Below are 16,718 nucleotides of genomic sequence, written 5' to 3' on the forward strand. Positions count from 1 at the left end.
CCCTCGGGTGCGACGCCGCGGGGCGTACGGGATCAGTGGTGGCCGTGGCCGCTGGTGATCTCGTGGTGCTCCTCGGAGGTCGGCTTGGGGATCTGGGCGCCCTCGCCGTAGAAACCGCGGGAGAGCTTGGCCCGGGTGCGGGTGAGGAGGCCGGCCCGGTGGGCCACGCCGTTCTCGTCCGCCTGGGCGGGCAGCTCGACCGGCTGGACCTGCTCGTGGGCGGTGAGCTTGAAGAGGTCCTTCTGCGGCAGCTGGGCGTGCACCTCGACGAACTCGCCGTGCGGCAGGCGCTTGATGACACCGGTCTCGCGGCCGTGCAGCACCTTCTCCTTGTCACGGCGCTGGAGGCCGAGGCACCAGCGCTTGGTGACGATGAAGGTGATGACCGGGACGACGAAGAAGCCGACGCGGACGAAGTAGGTGATCGAGTTGATCGACAGGTGCAGGTGGGTGGCGAACAGGTCGTTGCCACCACCGACCAGGAGCACCAGGTACAGGCTGATCCAGGCGGCGCCGAGCGCGGTGCGGACGGGCGCGTTGCGCGGGCGGTCCAGGATGTGGTGCTCGCGCTTGTCGCCGGTGATCCAGCCCTCGATGAAGGGGTAGACGGCGATGGCGACCAGGACCAGCGGGAAGATCATCAGCGGGATGAACACACCCAGGTTCAGGGTGTGGCCGCCCCAGACGCTGATCTCCCAGCCCGGCATGACGCGGATCAGGCCCTCGGAGAAGCCCATGTACCAGTCCGGCTGGGCGTCCGTGGACACCTGGTCGGGGCGGTAGGGGCCGTACGCCCAGATCGGGTTGATCGTGGCGATCGCCGAGATGGCGGCGATGAGACCGAACACCAGGAAGAAGAAGCCACCGGCCTTGGCCATGTAGACCGGCATCAGCGGCATGCCGACGACGTTCTTCTCGGTCTTGCCCGGGCCCGCCCACTGGGTGTGCTTGTGGTAGAAGACCAGGATCAGGTGCGCCACCAGCAGGCCGAGCATGATGCCCGGGATCAGCAGCACGTGGATCGTGAAGAAGCGCGGCACGATGTCGTGGCCGGGGAACTCGCCCCCGAACAGGAACATCTGCACGTAGGTGCCGACCAGCGGGACGGCGAGGATCGCGCCTTCCATGAAGCGGATGCCGGTGCCCGACAGCAGGTCGTCCGGCAGCGAGTAGCCGAAGAAGCCGTCGAACATGCCCAGGACCAGCAGCAGGAAGCCGAAGACCCAGTTGATCTCACGGGGCTTGCGGAACGCGCCGGTGAAGAACACGCGCATCATGTGCACGAGCATCGCCGCCACGAAGACCAGCGCGGCCCAGTGGTGGATCTGGCGGATCAGCAGACCGCCGCGGACCTCGAAGCTGATGTCGACCGTCGACGCGTACGCCTCGGACATCCCGATGCCCTTGAGCGGGACGTAGGAGCCGTTGTAGACGACCTCGGCCATCGAGGGCTTGAAGAACAGCGTCAGGTAGACGCCGGTCAGGATGATGATGACGAAGGTGTAGAGGCAGATCTCGCCCAGCATGAAGGACCAGTGGTCCGGGAAGATCTTGCGCAGGTTGGCCTTGGCGAGGGAGTAGATCCCCAGCCGGCCGTCCGTCCAGTCAGCGGCGGCTTCCCACTTGTTGGCGGGCTTGGCGCGCGTGCTGGCGGGCTTGGTGGCACCGGAGGTGGTGCTGCTCGCGCTACTCATCGAGCACGCTCCCAGTAGCTCGGGCCGACGGGCTCGTCGAAGTCGCCGGTGGCGACCAGGAAGCCCTTCTCGTCAGTGGTGATCTTCAGCTGCGGCAGCGGGTGGCCGGCCGGGCCGAAGATGACGCGCGCGCCGTCCGCCAGGTCGAAGGTCGACTGGTGGCAGGGGCAGAGCGCGTGGTGGGTCTGCTGCTCGTAGAGGCTGATCGGGCAGCCGACGTGGGTGCAGATCTTCGAGTAGGCGAGGATGCCCTCGAAGCCCTTCTCACGCGACTTGTCGTCCTTGATGTCCTCCGGTGCGATGCGCACCAGCATCAGGGCGTCCTTGGCGATCGCCTGCTGGAAGTCCTCGTCGTGGACGTGCAGGCCCTCGGGCATGGCGAACGTCAGCGAGCCGACGACGACGTCCTCGGCCTTCATCGGCTGGCTGGTGTTCATGTTGATGAGCTGGATCGGGTGGGCCGGGGTGGCCTCGTTCCAGCCCGTCTCCTTCAGCTTCTTCTCGGGCAGCGGCCCGAGGTCGCGGAGGAGGACGACGCCCGAGAGCGGGACGAGCGCCATCGAGCCGATGAGGGTGTTGCGGATCATCTTGCGACGGCCGAAACCCGACTCGGCGGCACCGGTCTGGAACTGCTGGATGACGTCCGCGCGGACCTCGTCGTCGGCCTCGATCGGGTGACGCTCGGCCGGCAGCTCGACGTCCGACATCAGGGTGCGGGCCCAGTGGACCGCGCCCGCGCCGATCATGAACAGCGCGACGCCCAGGGTCAGGCCGAGCGCGAAGTTCAGCGCGCTGACGTGACCGAGCGGGAAGATGTAGACGATCTTGTCCGGGTCGATGGCCACGTACGAGGCGATGAAGCCGACGGTGGCGAGCATCGAGACCACGAACATCAGCGAGACCTGACGCTCGGCCCGCTTGGCGGCCCGCTCGTCGATGTCGGTGCGACGGGGCTCGTGGGCCGGCAGGCCCGGGTCGGCGAACGGGTCGCCGTGACCGGCGACCTCGCCGGCGGAGCCGTGCGACTCCGGAAGCTTCTCTTCTGACATGTCGTGGCTCATGACTTCTTGGCCTTGGTGGTGTGGGCGGCGACCCAGATCGCGACCGCGATGAGCGTCCCGAGACCGAAGATCCAGCCGAACAGGCCCTCGGTCACCGGACCGAGGCTGCCGAGCGTGAGACCGCCGGGGTTGGGCTCATCGGAGGTGGTGTGGCGGACGAAGGCCACGATCTGCTTCTTCTGCTCCTCGGGCATGGTGGTGTCCGGGAACGACGGCATGTTCTGCGGGCCGGTCTGCATGGCCTCGTAGATGTGCTTGGCGTCCACGCCCTCCAGCGACGGGGCGTACTTGCCCTTGGTCAGGGCACCGCCCTGGCCGGCGAAGTTGTGGCACTGGGCGCAGTTGGTGCGGAACAGCTCGCCACCCTTGGAGATGTCGTCCGGGTTGGTCGAGGTGTACTGCTCCTGGCTCGGCGTCACCGGGCCGGGGCCGAGCGACGCCACGAAGGCGGCGAGCTGGTCGATCTCCGCCTGCGAGTAGATGTTCTTCTTGCGCGGCACCTGGGCGCCGGGCTGCTGGGCCGGCATGCGGCCGGTGCCGACCTGGAAGTCGACGGACGCGGAGCCGACGCCGACCAGGCTAGGACCGTCGCTGCTGCCCTGGCCGTTCAGGCCGTGGCAGGAGGAGCAGCCCACGGCGAAGAGCTTCTTGCCCTCATCGATCGCGAGCGACTGCGCGGCGACGTCCGCCTGCGCCTTGTCGGCGGGCGCGAACGCGGCGTACAGCCCCCCGGTTGCCGCCAGGGCGAGAAGTAGGACGACCAGCGCCGCCAATGGGTGGCGCCGTCGTGCGGAGAGCTTTTTCACGGAATAACCCCGGTGTCAGGATCTGGTCGACTGGTGGGTGCACCCGGCGGCCGGTCTGGCCGGCACGAGGCTGCCTGTCTAGGGCTGCGCGCGCGGTCGGTCGGTTGGGAGCGTCGCCACCGGCAGAATCGGCCCGACGCCGGTGAGGGCGGGGCCGGAGCCGGTGGCCAGCGACCTGATCAGCTGGTTACTTGATCAGGTAGATGGTCGCGAACAGGCCGATCCACACGACGTCGACGAAGTGCCAGTAGTACGACACCACGATCGCGGCGGTGGCCTGCTCGTGCGTGAAGCGCTTGGCTGCGTACGTCCGTCCCAGGACCAGCAGGAAGGCGATCAGACCACCCGTCACGTGCAGACCGTGGAAGCCGGTGGTCAGGTAGAACACCGTGCCGTACGGGTCGGAGGACAGCGACAGGCCGTCCTTCTTGACCAGCTCGGTGTACTCGAAGATCTGGCCGCCGATGAAGATCGCGCCCATCACGAAGGTGATGACGAACCACGAGCGGAGCTTCTTCACGTCCCCGCGCTCGGCAGCGAACACACCGAGCTGGCAGGTCAGCGAGGAGAGCACCAGGATCGTGGTGTTGACCGAGGAGAACGGCACGTTGAGTGCGCTCGCCTTCTCGGTCCAGAACTCCGGCCCCTTGACGGAGCGGAGCGTGAAGTACATCGCGAAGAGGGCCGCGAAGAACATCAACTCGGAACTGAGCCAGACGATCGTTCCGACGCTGACCATGTTCGGCCGGTTGACCGATCCGTGCGCGTGCCCGGTTTCTACTGCTGTTGCTGTCGCCACGACGGACATTATGTCGGTCCCTTATTCCGTCTTCACGCCGGGGGGTCTCCCTCGGAGTGTCCGGTGCGTGCGGTATGCCCCCCTGGGGGGCGGCGGGGTGCCCGGACGGGGGCTGAGCAGCGGCGTGTCCCTTTTCTGACGGTTCCTCGGAGGGCCCTACGACCCCCTTGCCCTGCGTGTCGGTGCACGCCCTGCAGGGCCTCCCGGGGTAGTGCGGGGGCGCCCTGTCGGCCGTACGGGTGGACCGGGCGGGTCCGGGTGACGGCGCGTCCTCCGGGCGGGTGAGCCCCGGGCGCGGCGGCTTGGGGAGGGAACGTCCGCGAGGGGGCCTCGACGGCGGGTGATCGGGAGTAGCATCCGGATCAGGCGAACGTGGTCCGGATCACACTTGAGGGAGCAGGGCCCATGGCGTACACGACCGACGAGACGCTCACCGTCCTCGTCTACAGCGACGACCGCAACACCCGCGAGCAGGTGCTGACGGCACTCGGCCGCCGGCCCGCCGAGGACCTTCCGGAACTGTCCTACCTGGAGTGCGCGACCACCCCCGCGGTGATCAAGGCCCTGGAGAAGGGCGGCGTGGACCTCTGCGTGCTGGACGGCGAGGCGGTTCCGGCCGGCGGGCTCGGGCTCGGGCGCCAGCTGAAGGACGAGATCTACGGCTGCCCGCCGGTGCTGGTGCTGATCGGCCGGCCGCAGGACTCCTGGCTGGCCGCCTGGAGCCGGGCCGACGCCGCGATCTCCCACCCGGTGGACCCGGTGGCGCTGGCCGAGGCCGTCGCCACCCTGCTGCGGGCCCGGCTGGCCAAGCGGGCCCCGGCCGGCCAGTGAGCCCGGCCGGTCTTCGGACCGGGCCGTCTCAGTACTAGAGAAGACAGCGCCGAGGGCACCCCGCCGCTCGATAGGCTGACTCCATCCGTACGGACGTCCCCCCGCCACGGGGAGACCGACAACAGCTGGAGTCAGCCATGGTGAACGTGAACCCTGCGAACGGTGGTACCGACCCCGCGCAGGTGGTCCGCACCTGGCCGGACGTCCTGGCGGCGCTGTTGAAGGGGGAGGACCTCGACCGCTCGTCCACCGCGTGGGCGATGGACCGGATCATGAGCGGCGAGGCGTCCCCCGTCCAGGTGGCCGGCTTCATGGTCGCGCTGCGGGCCAAGGGCGAGACGGTCGACGAGGTCACCGGCCTGGTCGACGCCATGTACGCGCACGCCGAGCCGCTCACCGTCCCCGGGCCGGCGGTGGACATCGTCGGCACCGGCGGTGACCGCGCCAAGACGGTCAACATCTCCACCATGTCGGCGATCGTCGCGGCCGCCGCCGGCGCCAAGGTGGTCAAGCACGGCAACCGGGCCGCCTCCTCGGCGAGCGGCTCCTCCGACGTGCTGGAGAAGCTCGGCGTCCGCCTCGACCTGCCCGCCCGGCGGGTCGCCGAGGTGGCCGAGGAGGTCGGCCTCACCTTCTGCTTCGCGGCCAAGTTCCACCCGTCGATGCGCCACGCCGCCACCGCCCGGCGCGACCTCGGCGTGCCCACCGCCTTCAACATCCTCGGCCCGCTGACCAACCCGGCCAAGGTGACCTCGCACGCGATCGGCTGCTTCGACACCCGGCTCGCCGGGCTGATCGCCGGGGTGCTCGCCCGGCGCGGCTCGACCGCCCTGGTGTTCCGCGGCGACGACGGCCTCGACGAACTGACCATCACCACCACCTCGCGGGTGTGGATCGTGCAGGGCGGCACCGTCACCGAGACCGCCTTCGACCCGCGGGACGTCGGCATCGAGCTGGTCGGCATCGAGTCGCTGCGCGGCGCGGACGCCTCCTACAACGCCGAGGTCGCGCGCCGGATGCTGGCCGGGGAGCGCGGGCCGGTGCGGGACGCCGTCCTGCTGAACACCGCGGCCGCGCTGGTCGCGCTGGACCTCGGCGAGGCGCCGCTCGCCGAGCAGCTCGCGGCCGGCATGGAGCGGGCCGCGCGGGCCATCGACTCCGGGACGGCGCAGGAGCTGCTGCGCCGCTGGTCGGAGGCGACCAGCCGGATCTGAGGCGGTCGCAGGGCCCGCGCCGGGAAGCCGGTGCGGGCCCCGGCACGTCCGGGGGCGTCCGGATGGTGGACGGTCGTTTGACCACCCGGCGCGGGCCGACCTAGAGTCCTGTCCAGGTCATGAGTGACAGCGTCAAGCCCCAGCTGGCTGTCCGGCAACCCTCCGTCCGTGGCGGGGTGCCCTGGGTGAGGACCGGGTCGCTCGGCGAATCGTCCGTGCGGCAAGCGCGGACGCCGGACGACTCACACTCCCGGGGTCCCACACCCAGGAGGAGTGCATCCCCGTGTCGATCGCCACCGAAATCTGCGCCCCGCTCGCCGTCCTCGGCCACGACGTCCAGGTCCCGCTCGCCAACGGCGAGAAGGTCGGCTACGCGGCGCTCGACTACGCGGCCAGCTCCCCGGCGCTGCAGCGGGTCTGGGACGACGTCGCCGCCTACGCCCCCTACTACGGCAGCGTGCACCGCGGCGCCGGCTACCTCTCGCAGCTCTCCACCGACCTGTTCGAGCAGAGCCGCCGCACCGTCACCGAGTTCCTCGACCTGCGAGAGGGCGACCAGGTGGTCTTCACCCGCGCCACCACCGACTCGCTGAACCTGCTCGCCTCCGCCGTCCCGGCCGGCACCCGGGTGTTCGCCTTCGAGACCGAGCACCACGCCTCGCTGCTGCCCTGGGCCCACGCCGGGCTGGACGTCCGCTACCTGCGCGCCCCGCGCTCGCACGCCGAGGCCGTCGCCGCCCTCGACGCCGCGCTCGCCGACGCGCCCGAGGGCCCCAAGCTGCTCTGCGTCACCGGCGCCTCCAACGTGACCGGCGAGCTGTGGCCGGTCGCCGAGCTGACCGCGACCGCCCACCGGCACGGCGCCCGGGTGGTGCTGGACGCCGCCCAGCTGGCCCCGCACCACCGGGTCTCGGTGCGCGAGCTGGACGTCGACTGGATCGCCTTCTCCGGCCACAAGATCTACGCACCGTTCGGCGCCGGCGTGCTGGCCGGCCGGGCGGACTGGCTGGACGCGGCCGAGCCGTACCTGGCCGGCGGCGGCGCGACCCGGACGGTGGCCCGGCAGGACGACGGGTCGGTGGCCGTCCAGTGGCACACCGGCCCGGCCCGGCACGAGGCCGGCTCGCCGAACGTCATCGGCGCCTACGCCATCGCGTCCGCCTGCCGGGCGCTGACCGAGGCCGGCTTCGACGCCCTGGAGGCCCGGGAGCGGCAGCTGGTCGCCCGGCTGACGGCCGGCCTGGCGGAGATCCCGCAGGTCAAGGTGCTGAACCTGTTCGGTGCCGGCTCGGCCCGGGTGGGCGTGCTGTCCTTCGTCGTCCAGGGCTGGAACAGCTCGCACTTCTCGGCCGCGCTGTCCGCCGAGTACGGCATCGGCGTCCGCGACGGGCTGTTCTGCGCGCACCCGCTGCTGCGCACCCTGCTCGGGGACGAGGACGTCGCCCCCTCCGAGTGCGGTGCGCCGGAGCCCTCGCTGCCGGGCGAGCGCAGCCTGAACGCGATCCGGGTCAGCTTCGGGGCCGGCACGCCGGACGAGCACGTCGACCGCTTCCTGACCGCCGTCCGGGAGCTGGTCACGGACGGCGCGGCCTGGAACTACCGCAACGAGGGCGGCCGCTGCGTCGCCGACACCCGTCGGCAGGGCTGAGCGGCCCGGGAGCCGGCGGGGACTACTCGTCCAGGCCGAGCGCGAACGCCGCCTCCAGGTCGTGCTGGGAGTAGGTGCGGAAGGCGATCTGGGTCTCGGTGTGGGCCACGCCCGGGACCTTGTTCAGCCGTCCCGGGATGACCTCGGCCAGGTCGTCGTGCCGGCGCACCCGGACCATCGCCACCAGGTCGTAGCCACCGGTCACCGAGTACACCTCGCTGACGCCCTCGATGGCTGCGATGGCCTCGGCGATCTCCGGGATGCGGTCGACACTGGTCTTGATCAGGACGATGGCGGTGATCACGTTCGGCTCCTTTGTGGGGTGCCGCCAGCGTATCGGGCGTCAGCCGGGTCGTCTCGGGGGGTGGCTGACCACCGTGCAGGCGTAGAGGAAGCCCGCCGAGAAGCCGATCACGTGCACCAGGTAGGCCACCCCGGGCCCGGCCGCGTGGACCGACCACCACTGCAGCGCGAACCAGAGGCCGAGCACCAGCCAGGCCGGGAAGCGCAGCGGCAGGAACAGCAGCAGCGGGACCAGCGTCGTCACCCGGGAGCGCGGGTGGAAGCGCAGGTAGGCGCCGAGGACGGCGGAGATCGCACCGGAGGCGCCGATCAGCACCCGGGTCGAGTCCGCGGAGTGCGCCTCGGCCAGGGCGAAGCCGTACGTGGCCACGCTGCCGGCGGCCAGGTAGAAGACGGCGTACCGGGCGCGGCCGAGCCGTAGTTCGACGGTGGGGCCGAAGACGTGCAGGAAGAGCAGGTTGCCCAGCAGGTGCAGCCAGCCGGCGTGCAGGAAGAGCCCGCTGAGCACCGACAGCGCCGGGTGCTTGCCCGGGGTCGGGGCGGCCGGGCAGCCGGGGACGGGGTCGGGGGCCTCGGCCAGTTGCCCGGCGGTCAACGGGTGCCCGGTCAGCAGCTCGACCGGGACGGCGCCCCAGCGCTGCTCGTACCGCTGCTCCGCGCAGACCCGGGCCTGGCCGGTGCCGTACAGCGGGTTGAGCCCGGCGGCCGGGCCCAGCAGGAACACCAGGGTGTTGAGCGCGATCAGGGCGTAGGTGACCACCGGGGCGGGCACGGCCGGCCGGCCGTCCCGCTCGTCGGTGTGGCCCGGGGCCGTCAGCGCCATGCGGCCAAGCATCCCTCCGGCCCGGGCGGGTGACACCGCGCTGTACGGCAGGTGGCCTACTCGGGGCCCCGGACCGGGGCCGGGGCCGGGCCTGCGGCTTCGTGCAACCGGTGGCCGCGATGGTTGCCCCAGGCAATAGGCTTGGCGCGGGCATTCCCGCCTCCCGCCGCCGACGCCGGGGCTCCGGGGGGAGCGCCTAGCCCGCCCAGGGACCACCCGAGAGGACCCCCGATGACCGTCCCCGCCCTGACCGCCGAGACGCGCTGGCGCTGCACGCTGTGCGGCAACCTCACCCGCTTCGACGTGACCCGCTCCGCGCGGGTCACCGAGTTCCTGCACTTCGACCTGGCCGGCGAGTCCAAGGTCGAGGAGACCGAGGTGCTCAGCGAGACCGTCGAGTCGGTGCGCTGCCGCTGGTGCAACGCCGTCGACCAGGTCGAGCTGGTCGCCCGTCCCGGTGCCGAGGACGTGGCGGACCCGGCCGAGCAGGGCTGACGCCCCCGGTGCGGCGGGCGGTGCGCGGCGCGCCCGCCCACCGCGCTGGGACAATGCAGACAGGACGCACGGAGCGTGACGACAGGGGCGGCGGCCGCGGGCCGCGGACCCCGTAGGACCAGGATCGGAGCCGAGGACGTGGTGGACGCAGCGAGGGAGCCCGCCGAAGCGCAGGGGCTTCAGCCCGCTGCCGACGCGCAGCCGCCGGCGGCCGGCGCCGCCGCGTCCGAGTCCGTGGTGCCCGGCGAGGACCCCGGCGCCGGCGAGGGCCCGGCGCCGGAGCGCGTCGTGGAGAAGCTGGACCGGCCGCTGCCCGAGGGGGTGCGCCGACGGGTGGTCGGGCTGGCCTCGGACGCGCTCGGCGGTCTGCCGCCCGGTGAGCTGCCGCAGAGCCTGCGTCAGTACGTGAAGTTCACCCCGGCCCGCCGGGCCAAGTACGCGGCGACCGCGCTGGCCGCGGCGCTGGAGTCGGAGCCGGCCTTCCGGGTGCGGATAGCGGAGCGGCTGCGGCTGGGCCAGCCGGACCTGGTGAAGGCGTTGGAGTCGGGCAGCGTCCCGAGCGCCGCCGATCCGATGGACGTCGCGGCCGCCGCCTACCTGGTGCGCTCGGCGGGCTGGAGCCGGCTGGTCGCCGAGGCCGGCGACGAGGCGGAGCGGGTCGGGGCCGAGGGCGCGGCCGCCGAGGCCGCCCGGCTGGTGGAGAAGCTGCAGGCCGAACTGGCGGAGCTGCGCTCCGCCGCCCGGGCGGACCTGGACCGCCAGCGCGCGGAGTCCGAGGACGTCCGCCGGGAGGCGGAGTCGCTGCGCAAGAAGGTGCGCTCCCTGGAGAGCGACACCCGCCGCGCGCAGGCCGAGACCCGCCGGCTGGCCGGCGAGCTGGAGGCGGTGAAGGCGCAGGCGGCCGCCGAGCGCGGCGCCGCCGAGACCGAGGCGCGCCGCCTGCGGCACCGGGTCGGCGAGTTGGAGACCTCGGCCGAGCAGGCGCGCCGGTCGGCCCGGGAGGGGCGCAGCGTCGAGGACATGCGGCTGCGGCTGCTGCTGGACACCGTGCTGCAGTCGGCGCAGGGGCTGCAGCGGGAGCTGGCGCTGCCGGTCTCGCAGATCCGGCCAGCGGACCTGGTCGAGGCCGTGGTGCCCGGGTCGGCCTCGCCGCACGACGTGGCCCGGCGCGGCCTGGCCGAGGACGACCCGGCGCTGCTGGACCAGCTGCTGGCGATCCCGCAGGTGCACCTGGTGGTGGACGGCTACAACGTGACGAAGACCGGCTATCCGACGCTGCCGCTCGAGCAGCAGCGGCTGCGGCTGCTGGGCGGTCTGGCGATGCTCGCCCAGCGCACCCAGGCGGAGGTCACCTGCGTGTTCGACGGGCAGGACCTGGACGTCCCGGTGATCATGGCGCCACCGCGCGGGGTGCGGGTGCGGTTCAGCCGGACCGGCGAGACGGCGGACGAGCTGATCCGGCGTCTGGTGCGGGCCGAGCCGCAGGGCCGTCCGGTGGTGGTGGTGTCCACCGACCGCGAGGTGGCCGAGGGCGTGCGGAAGGCGGGCGCACGCCCGGTGGCGTCGGTGCTGCTGCTGAACCGCCTGGCGCGGCCCTGAACCCCGCCCGGGCGGGATGACGGCTGGTCAGCGACCGGTTCGGGGTGGTGTGGGGATCTCGTGAAGTCAGCGGGAGGGTGGAGTTCACGCCATCGGGGGAGTGGAAAATCCCTTGGATCTTCACTAGGGTCTGGCGTCAAACCTATTTTCCGGATTCTCACCTGATCGGGTGAGGCCGATGGAAGAAGGAGCCGGTCCTTGGCCTCCCACCGCCGTCCCAAGCAGCCGAGCCGCGCGCGGGTCTCCGTGCTCACCGCTGCTGCTGCGACCGCGGTCGCCCTCTCCGCCCAGGTGGCCGCGCACGCCGCGCCCCAGCCGAACAAGACGGACGTCAAGGCGCAGATCGACCAGCTCCAGCAGGAGCAGGAGCAGGCGGCCGAGAAGTACAACGGCGCCAAGGAGCGGTCCGACCAGCTCCGCAAGCAGGCCGACCAGCTGCAGGACCAGGTGGCCCGCAGCCAGGAGCAGATGACCCAGCTGCAGACGGGCCTGGCCGAGGTGGCGGGCGAGCAGTACCGCACCGGCGGCATCGACCCGTCCGTCCAGCTGATGCTCTCCTCCGACCCGTCCGGGTACCTGGACAAGGCCTCCAGCGTCCAGCAGGCCAGCACCAGCCAGGCCGAGGCGCTCAAGGGGCTGCTGGACCAGCAGCGCCGGCTGGACCAGGAGAAGGCCGAGGCCGCCGCCGTGCTGGCCTCGCTGGACTCCACGACCAAGGACCTGAACCAGGCCAAGTCGGACGTCAACCAGAAGCTCAAGGCCGCCCAGGACCTGCTGAACTCGCTCAGCGCCTCCGAGCGGGCCGCGCTGCGCGCCCAGCAGGCGCAGGACGACCGGGCCTCGCGCGGCGCGGACCGGGTCGACCTCAGCAGCCTGCCGCCCGCGAGCGGGTACGCGGCCGTGGCCGTCGCCAAGGCGATGAGCAAGCAGGGTTCGCCGTACGTCTGGGGCGCCACCGGCTCGACCACCTTCGACTGCTCGGGCCTGATGGTCTGGTCGTACGCCCAGGCCGGCGTCTCGCTGCCGCGCACCTCGCAGGAGCAGGGCAACGTCGGCACCCGGGTGCCCTCGCTGGACCAGGCCCAGCCGGGCGACCTGGTGATCTACGGCAGCGACCGGCACCACGTCGGGATGTACATCGGCAACGGCATGGTGGTGCACGCCCCGCACACCGGTGACGTGGTGAAGGTGATGAAGGCCGACGCGATGCCGATCAACACCATCCGCCGGGTCTGACGGCGGGACAGCCACCGCGGGGCCGTCGCCGGCCCTGTGATCCCCGCCACTCCCGACCGGGGGTGGCGTTCGGATTTCTGCGCGCCCCGGGTTCCTGAACGGCCTTGCGGTGAAAGCCGATCAGCTTTGCGTGCGGTGGTGATCACCATCGGTCATATTCACAAATGAACTTGGGTCTTCTTCCATCTTTTTTCTGACAAGGATTTGAACGGATCACGGTTCAGTTACTAGGGTCGTGCCTCGAACCACCGCACTGTCGATCGCCCAGCCAGGGTGGCGGCGGTGGTTTCCGTCGAGTTCGCGAAGCAGCGGGGCAGGCCGAAGGGTCGCCCGGCGGGGAGCCCAGTGGTCGGGGGCGCTGTGGAGCGGAGCCGGGGAACCACGTTCCTCCGGGGTGAATCGGCGTCAGGTCGGCCGGTGGAACGGCCGTGAGGCGCCGTAGGGCCCGCTTCCGGCCCGAACCCGTCAGCTCACCCGGTAGGCGGACGTAGGAAGAAGGAGCCCGCCTTCGTGGCGTCCCATCGTCGTCCCAAGCCCGCCGGCCGCGCCCGGGTGTCGATCCTGACCGGTGTCGCCGCCGCGGCGGTCGCGCTGTCCGCGCAGTCCGGCGCCCACGCCGACCCGCAGCCGACCAAGGACCAGGTCAAGGAGCAGGTCGACCAGCTCAACGAGCAGGCCGAGGTCGCCACCGAGAAGCTCAACGCCGCCCAGGAGAAGCAGCAGGAGCTGCAGAAGCAGGTCACCGGCCTGCAGGACCAGGTGGCGCGGCAGCAGGCGCAGGTGACCGACCTGCAGGGCGGCCTGGCCGAGATCGCCGGCGAGCAGTACCGCAACGGCGGCATATCCCAGACCGTCCAGCTGATGTTCTCCGCGAGCCCGGACAACTTCCTCAACCAGGCCGGCACGCTGAACCAGGCCGGTGACACCCAGAAGGGGCAGCTGAAGCAGCTCCAGGACGAGCAGCGCAAGCTCGACCAGGTGCGCACCGAGGCCCAGGGCAAGCTCGCCGAGATGGAGACCACCACTCAGCAGCTGAAGGCCGCCAAGGACGAGGTCCAGGGCAAGCTCAAGGCCGCGCAGGACCTCCTCAACACGCTGACCGAGCAGGAGCGTCAGGCGCTCCGCGCGGCCGAGGAGAAGGCCGCCGCCGAGGCCAAGGCCAAGGCCGACGCCGCCGCGAAGGCCGCCCAGCAGCAGGCCGCGCAGCAGGCCGCCGACCGCTCCTCGCGGGACAGCAACCGCACCGACCTGAGCGCCCCGACCACCTCGGCGCCCGCCCCCAAGCCGGTCGCCGCCGGCAGCTCCCGCGGTGCCGCGGCGCTGTCCATCGCCGCCACCAAGGTCGGCTCGCCGTACGTCTACGGCGCCACCGGCCCCAGCTCGTTCGACTGCTCGGGCCTGATGGTCTGGGCGTTCAACCAGGCCGGCGTGTCGCTCCCGCGGACCTCGCAGGAGCAGGCCGGTGCCGGCACCCGGATCGGCAGCGACCTCTCCCAGGCGCAGCCCGGCGACCTGCTCATCTTCTACAGCGACGCCCACCACGTGGGGATCTACGCCGGCAACGGCCAGGTGCTGCACGCGCCCAAGCCGGGTGCGTCGGTGCGCTACGAGGCGGTCTCCAACATGCCGCTGGCCTCCATCGTGCGGGTCTGATCCCCACTCCGGAGCACCCGGGCCCGGCCCTCCGTCACGGAGGGCCGGGCCTGCGGCTTTTCCATCGGGCACGGACGGATGTCCGATTGGTGGTCGAATATTCGGGTCCGGAGGGGTTTGGACTCGCTTGCCCGGACTCGCTAACGTCTGCCACCGGACTCCCGCTTCCAGGACCGCCCACCGGGTGCGGCGGCGGGGCCGTGCCGCAGGACTGGAGCCGCCGCCGCCATGCCCGTGCACCGCCGTTCCCAACTGCTCGCCCGTGCGCTGGTGCTGACCGCGGCCGCCACCACCGCCCTGGGCGTCACGACCGGCGGCAGTGCCCAGGCCGCCCCCGGGGCGCCCGAGCCGCCCAGCCGCAAGGACGTCAAGGCGCAGGTCGAACAGCTCTACGACGAGGCCGAGCAGGCGTCCGAGCGGTACAACGCCGCGCTGGAGGCCCAGCAGCGCCTCCAGGGCGAGACGACCGTCCTCCAGGGCGAGATCGCCGTCGGCCAGGAACAGCTCAACCAGCTGCGCGGCGACCTGGCGAGCGTGGCCGGCGCCGAGTACCGCGGCGGCGGCCTGGCGCAGACCGTCCAGCTGATGCTCTCCACCGACCCCGAGGGCTACCTGACCCGGGCCCGCACCCTGGACCAGGCCGCCGAGCGGCAGCAGGAGACCCTGCACGAGCTGGTCACCCGCCAGCGCCGGCTCGACCAGCGCCGCACCGAGACCTCCGGCAAGCTCGCCGAACTGGAACAGGCCCGCCGCTCGCTCGCCGAGGGCAAGCAGCAGGTCCAGCAGCGGCTCGCCAAGGCGCAGCGGCTGCTCAACAGCCTGGGCGCCGCCGAGCGCGCCCGGCTGGCCGCCCAGGACGCCAGGGACGCCGAGCAGCGGGCCACCCGTGGCACCGACCGGCTGGACCTCGGCAGCGCCCCGCCCGCCTCCGAGCGCGGGGCGGCCGCACTGGCCGCCGCGGTGCGGATGATCGGCTCGCCCTACGTCTACGGCTCCACCGGGCCGCGCGCCTTCGACTGCTCCGGTCTGATGTACTACAGCTGGCGGCAGGCCGGAGTGACCCTGCCGCGAACCTCGCAGGCCCAGGCGTACGCCGGCCAGCGGGTCAGCCTCTCCGAAGCGCGGCCGGGAGACCTGGTGATCTTCTACCGGGACATGCACCACGTCGGGATGTACGCCGGCGGCGGGGTGATCGTGCACGCCCCGTACCCGGGCGCCAAGGTCCGCTACGAGAGCGTCAACGCGATGCCGGTCGCCGGGGTGGTCCGGCTCTGAGCCCGCCGCCGTCCGATCCGGTCGACATACCCCGCCGCGGGCTGTCGCGGCGAGCCGCGCTGCTGCTCGCGGCCGGCGGGCTGGCCCAGCTGTCGCTGCCGCCGGCCGCTCCGGCGCCCCCGGTTCGGCAGACGGCGGCCCGGCAGGCGGCGGCCCGGCGTGCCGAGGTGGCCGCGGTGCTGGCCGAGCGGGCGCGGACGCTGCCGACCCGGTCGGGCCCGGCGGAGGCGGTGGCGGAGTACCGCAACCTGGTCCTCGGTGCCGCCGCCGGACCGGACGGGCTGACCGCCGCCGCCGACCTGGCGGTCCGGATCACCGGCTACGACGAGTACCCCGTCGTCCACCCGCGCCGGATCACCCTCGTCCGGGACCGGCTCGGGGCCGTAGGCGGTGGCGGAGGCGAGGCCGGGGGCCGGGGCGAGGGCGGCTGGCGGGTCGAGCGGGAGGAGGCCGCGAGCGGGCCCCCGGCGCTCTGGGACCTCGGCACCGTGCGGTCCGCGCCGGGCGCGCACTGCCTGGTGCTCGCGCTCGCCGGCGGGCCCGACCCGGCCGAGCTGGTCACCGTGGCCGACCGGGCGGTACCCGCCGTGAGCGAGGTCTGGGGGTCCGCCTGGGCCGGCCGGCTGCTGCTCGAACTGACCACGACGGAGGCCGAGTTCGCCCGGCTGCTGGAGGGCGATCCGGCCGGCTGGGCGGGCATGGCCGCCGTCACCGTGGCCGCCCCCGGCGCGCCCCGGCGCACCCCGGCGGACCGGGTGACCGTCAACCCCGAGGCGTGGGGGCGGCTCAGCGGGTTCGGCCGCCAGGTGGTCGTCACCCACGAGGCCACCCACGTCGCCACCCGGGCCGACACCCGGGCCTGGACGCCGCTGTGGCTCTCCGAGGGCGTGGCCGACTGGACCGCCTACCGGGGCTCCGGCCGCAGCCCGCAGCAGATCGCGCCCGAGCTGGCCCGGGACGTCGCCGCGGGCCGGCTGCCCACCGCGCTGCCGGCCGACGGGGCGTTCGCCGCGGGCGCCGACGGCATCGCGCAGGCCTACGAACAGGCCTGGCTGGCCTGCGAGCTGCTGGCGCGCAGGTACGGGGCCGACCGCCTGGTGGCGTTCTACCGGGCGGTCGCCGCCGCCGGGCCGGGGGAGGACCGGGAGCGGTGGCTGGACGGGCTGCTCCGCTCGGAACTGGGCGTGGGCCTGGACGGGTTCACCCGGCTCTGGCTGGACGAGGTGGCCGCGCTGGGGCGCTGAGGCCGGGGCGTCGAGGCGGGGGCGTCGACGCCGGGCC

Annotated in this window: 15 protein-coding genes and 2 riboswitches; of the genes, 9 read left to right on the top strand and 6 right to left on the bottom strand. The window is 72.6% G+C overall.

Annotated elements, in window-relative coordinates:
• Window positions 1–32 precede the first annotated feature (32 nt).
• The 4 genes from ACFYUY_RS06010 to ACFYUY_RS06025 form a co-directional block, all read right to left on the bottom strand.
• Window positions 33–1,694 carry a ubiquinol-cytochrome c reductase cytochrome b subunit gene (locus ACFYUY_RS06010; RefSeq protein ID WP_360207478.1) on the bottom strand — a complete coding sequence of 554 codons (1,662 nt, stop codon included), beginning with the start codon at window positions 1,692–1,694 and terminating at the stop codon, window positions 33–35.
• On the bottom strand, window positions 1,691–2,743 hold the full coding sequence (locus ACFYUY_RS06015) for a Rieske 2Fe-2S domain-containing protein (protein WP_360207475.1): 1,053 nt from the start codon (window positions 2,741–2,743) through the stop codon (window positions 1,691–1,693). The genes ACFYUY_RS06010 and ACFYUY_RS06015 overlap by 4 nt, the downstream gene beginning before the upstream one ends.
• Before the next feature lie 8 nt (window positions 2,744–2,751).
• A complete protein-coding gene (locus ACFYUY_RS06020; protein WP_360207472.1) occupies window positions 2,752–3,561 on the bottom strand; it encodes a c-type cytochrome in 810 nt (269 codons plus the stop codon).
• Between the two features lie 187 nt (window positions 3,562–3,748).
• On the bottom strand, window positions 3,749–4,369 hold the full coding sequence (locus ACFYUY_RS06025) for a heme-copper oxidase subunit III (RefSeq protein WP_360207470.1): 621 nt from the start codon (window positions 4,367–4,369) through the stop codon (window positions 3,749–3,751).
• A 396-nt stretch (window positions 4,370–4,765) separates the two neighbouring features.
• Here ACFYUY_RS06025 and ACFYUY_RS06030 point away from each other — a divergent pair, with 396 nt between their 5' ends.
• The 3 genes from ACFYUY_RS06030 (at window position 4,766) to ACFYUY_RS06040 (ending at window position 8,053) form a co-directional block, all read left to right on the top strand.
• Window positions 4,766–5,191, top strand: coding sequence for a hypothetical protein (locus ACFYUY_RS06030; protein WP_360207467.1), 426 nt, complete (start codon window positions 4,766–4,768; stop codon window positions 5,189–5,191).
• Between the two features lie 137 nt (window positions 5,192–5,328).
• Window positions 5,329–6,405, top strand: coding sequence for an anthranilate phosphoribosyltransferase (gene trpD, locus ACFYUY_RS06035; RefSeq protein WP_360207464.1), 1,077 nt, complete (start codon window positions 5,329–5,331; stop codon window positions 6,403–6,405).
• A gap of 115 nt (window positions 6,406–6,520) precedes the next feature.
• Window positions 6,521–6,638: riboswitch (SAM riboswitch) on the top strand.
• Window positions 6,639–6,688: 50 nt separating this feature from the next.
• The gene (locus tag ACFYUY_RS06040) at window positions 6,689–8,053 is read left to right on the top strand and encodes an aminotransferase class V-fold PLP-dependent enzyme (protein ID WP_360207462.1); all 1,365 of its coding nucleotides are present in this window, start codon (window positions 6,689–6,691) and stop codon (window positions 8,051–8,053) included.
• Window positions 8,054–8,075: 22 nt separating this feature from the next.
• On the opposite strand, the gene ACFYUY_RS06045 is transcribed toward ACFYUY_RS06040, so the two are convergent.
• Window positions 8,076–8,357: an Lrp/AsnC ligand binding domain-containing protein gene (locus ACFYUY_RS06045; protein WP_030240061.1), complete on the bottom strand. Its 282-nt coding sequence runs from the start codon at window positions 8,355–8,357 to the stop codon at window positions 8,076–8,078.
• Window positions 8,358–8,396: 39 nt separating this feature from the next.
• Window positions 8,397–9,179: a rhomboid family intramembrane serine protease gene (locus tag ACFYUY_RS06050; RefSeq protein WP_360207459.1), complete on the bottom strand. Its 783-nt coding sequence runs from the start codon at window positions 9,177–9,179 to the stop codon at window positions 8,397–8,399.
• A gap of 231 nt (window positions 9,180–9,410) precedes the next feature.
• Here ACFYUY_RS06050 and ACFYUY_RS06055 point away from each other — a divergent pair, with 231 nt between their 5' ends.
• The 6 genes from ACFYUY_RS06055 (at window position 9,411) to ACFYUY_RS06080 (ending at window position 16,681) form a co-directional block, all read left to right on the top strand.
• Entirely contained in the window at window positions 9,411–9,674 is a 264-nt protein-coding gene (locus tag ACFYUY_RS06055) for a hypothetical protein (protein WP_387898347.1), read from the top strand.
• 237 nt (window positions 9,675–9,911) lie between these two features.
• The gene (locus tag ACFYUY_RS06060; protein WP_360207683.1) at window positions 9,912–11,273 is read left to right on the top strand and encodes an NYN domain-containing protein; all 1,362 of its coding nucleotides are present in this window, start codon (window positions 9,912–9,914) and stop codon (window positions 11,271–11,273) included.
• A gap of 198 nt (window positions 11,274–11,471) precedes the next feature.
• On the top strand, window positions 11,472–12,509 hold the full coding sequence (locus tag ACFYUY_RS06065) for an NlpC/P60 family protein (protein WP_360207454.1): 1,038 nt from the start codon (window positions 11,472–11,474) through the stop codon (window positions 12,507–12,509).
• Between the two features lie 346 nt (window positions 12,510–12,855).
• A riboswitch (cyclic di-AMP (ydaO/yuaA leader) is annotated at window positions 12,856–13,009 on the top strand.
• A gap of 10 nt (window positions 13,010–13,019) precedes the next feature.
• On the top strand, window positions 13,020–14,162 hold the full coding sequence (locus tag ACFYUY_RS06070) for an NlpC/P60 family protein (RefSeq protein WP_360207451.1): 1,143 nt from the start codon (window positions 13,020–13,022) through the stop codon (window positions 14,160–14,162).
• Between the two features lie 228 nt (window positions 14,163–14,390).
• Window positions 14,391–15,437: an NlpC/P60 family protein gene (locus tag ACFYUY_RS06075; protein WP_387898350.1), complete on the top strand. Its 1,047-nt coding sequence runs from the start codon at window positions 14,391–14,393 to the stop codon at window positions 15,435–15,437.
• Window positions 15,438–15,613: 176 nt separating this feature from the next.
• The gene (locus ACFYUY_RS06080) at window positions 15,614–16,681 is read left to right on the top strand and encodes a hypothetical protein (RefSeq protein ID WP_387898353.1); all 1,068 of its coding nucleotides are present in this window, start codon (window positions 15,614–15,616) and stop codon (window positions 16,679–16,681) included.
• Window positions 16,682–16,718: the final 37 nt, after the last annotated feature.

It is taken from the genome of Kitasatospora sp. NPDC004745, from assembly GCF_042873275.1.
In the GTDB taxonomy this organism is placed as follows: domain Bacteria; phylum Actinomycetota; class Actinomycetes; order Streptomycetales; family Streptomycetaceae; genus Kitasatospora.

Coding starts and splice junctions, on each gene's coding strand:
- ACFYUY_RS06050 (WP_360207459.1), bottom strand. CDS start 9,179: ATGGCGCTGACGGCCCCGGGCCACACCGACGAGCGGGACGGCCGGCCG.
- ACFYUY_RS06015 (WP_360207475.1), bottom strand. CDS start 2,743: ATGTCAGAAGAGAAGCTTCCGGAGTCGCACGGCTCCGCCGGCGAGGTC.
- ACFYUY_RS06075 (WP_387898350.1), top strand. CDS start 14,391: ATGCCCGTGCACCGCCGTTCCCAACTGCTCGCCCGTGCGCTGGTGCTG.
- trpD (WP_360207464.1), top strand. CDS start 5,329: ATGGTGAACGTGAACCCTGCGAACGGTGGTACCGACCCCGCGCAGGTG.
- ACFYUY_RS06010 (WP_360207478.1), bottom strand. CDS start 1,694: ATGAGTAGCGCGAGCAGCACCACCTCCGGTGCCACCAAGCCCGCCAGC.
- ACFYUY_RS06030 (WP_360207467.1), top strand. CDS start 4,766: ATGGCGTACACGACCGACGAGACGCTCACCGTCCTCGTCTACAGCGAC.
- ACFYUY_RS06025 (WP_360207470.1), bottom strand. CDS start 4,369: ATGTCCGTCGTGGCGACAGCAACAGCAGTAGAAACCGGGCACGCGCAC.
- ACFYUY_RS06055 (WP_387898347.1), top strand. CDS start 9,411: ATGACCGTCCCCGCCCTGACCGCCGAGACGCGCTGGCGCTGCACGCTG.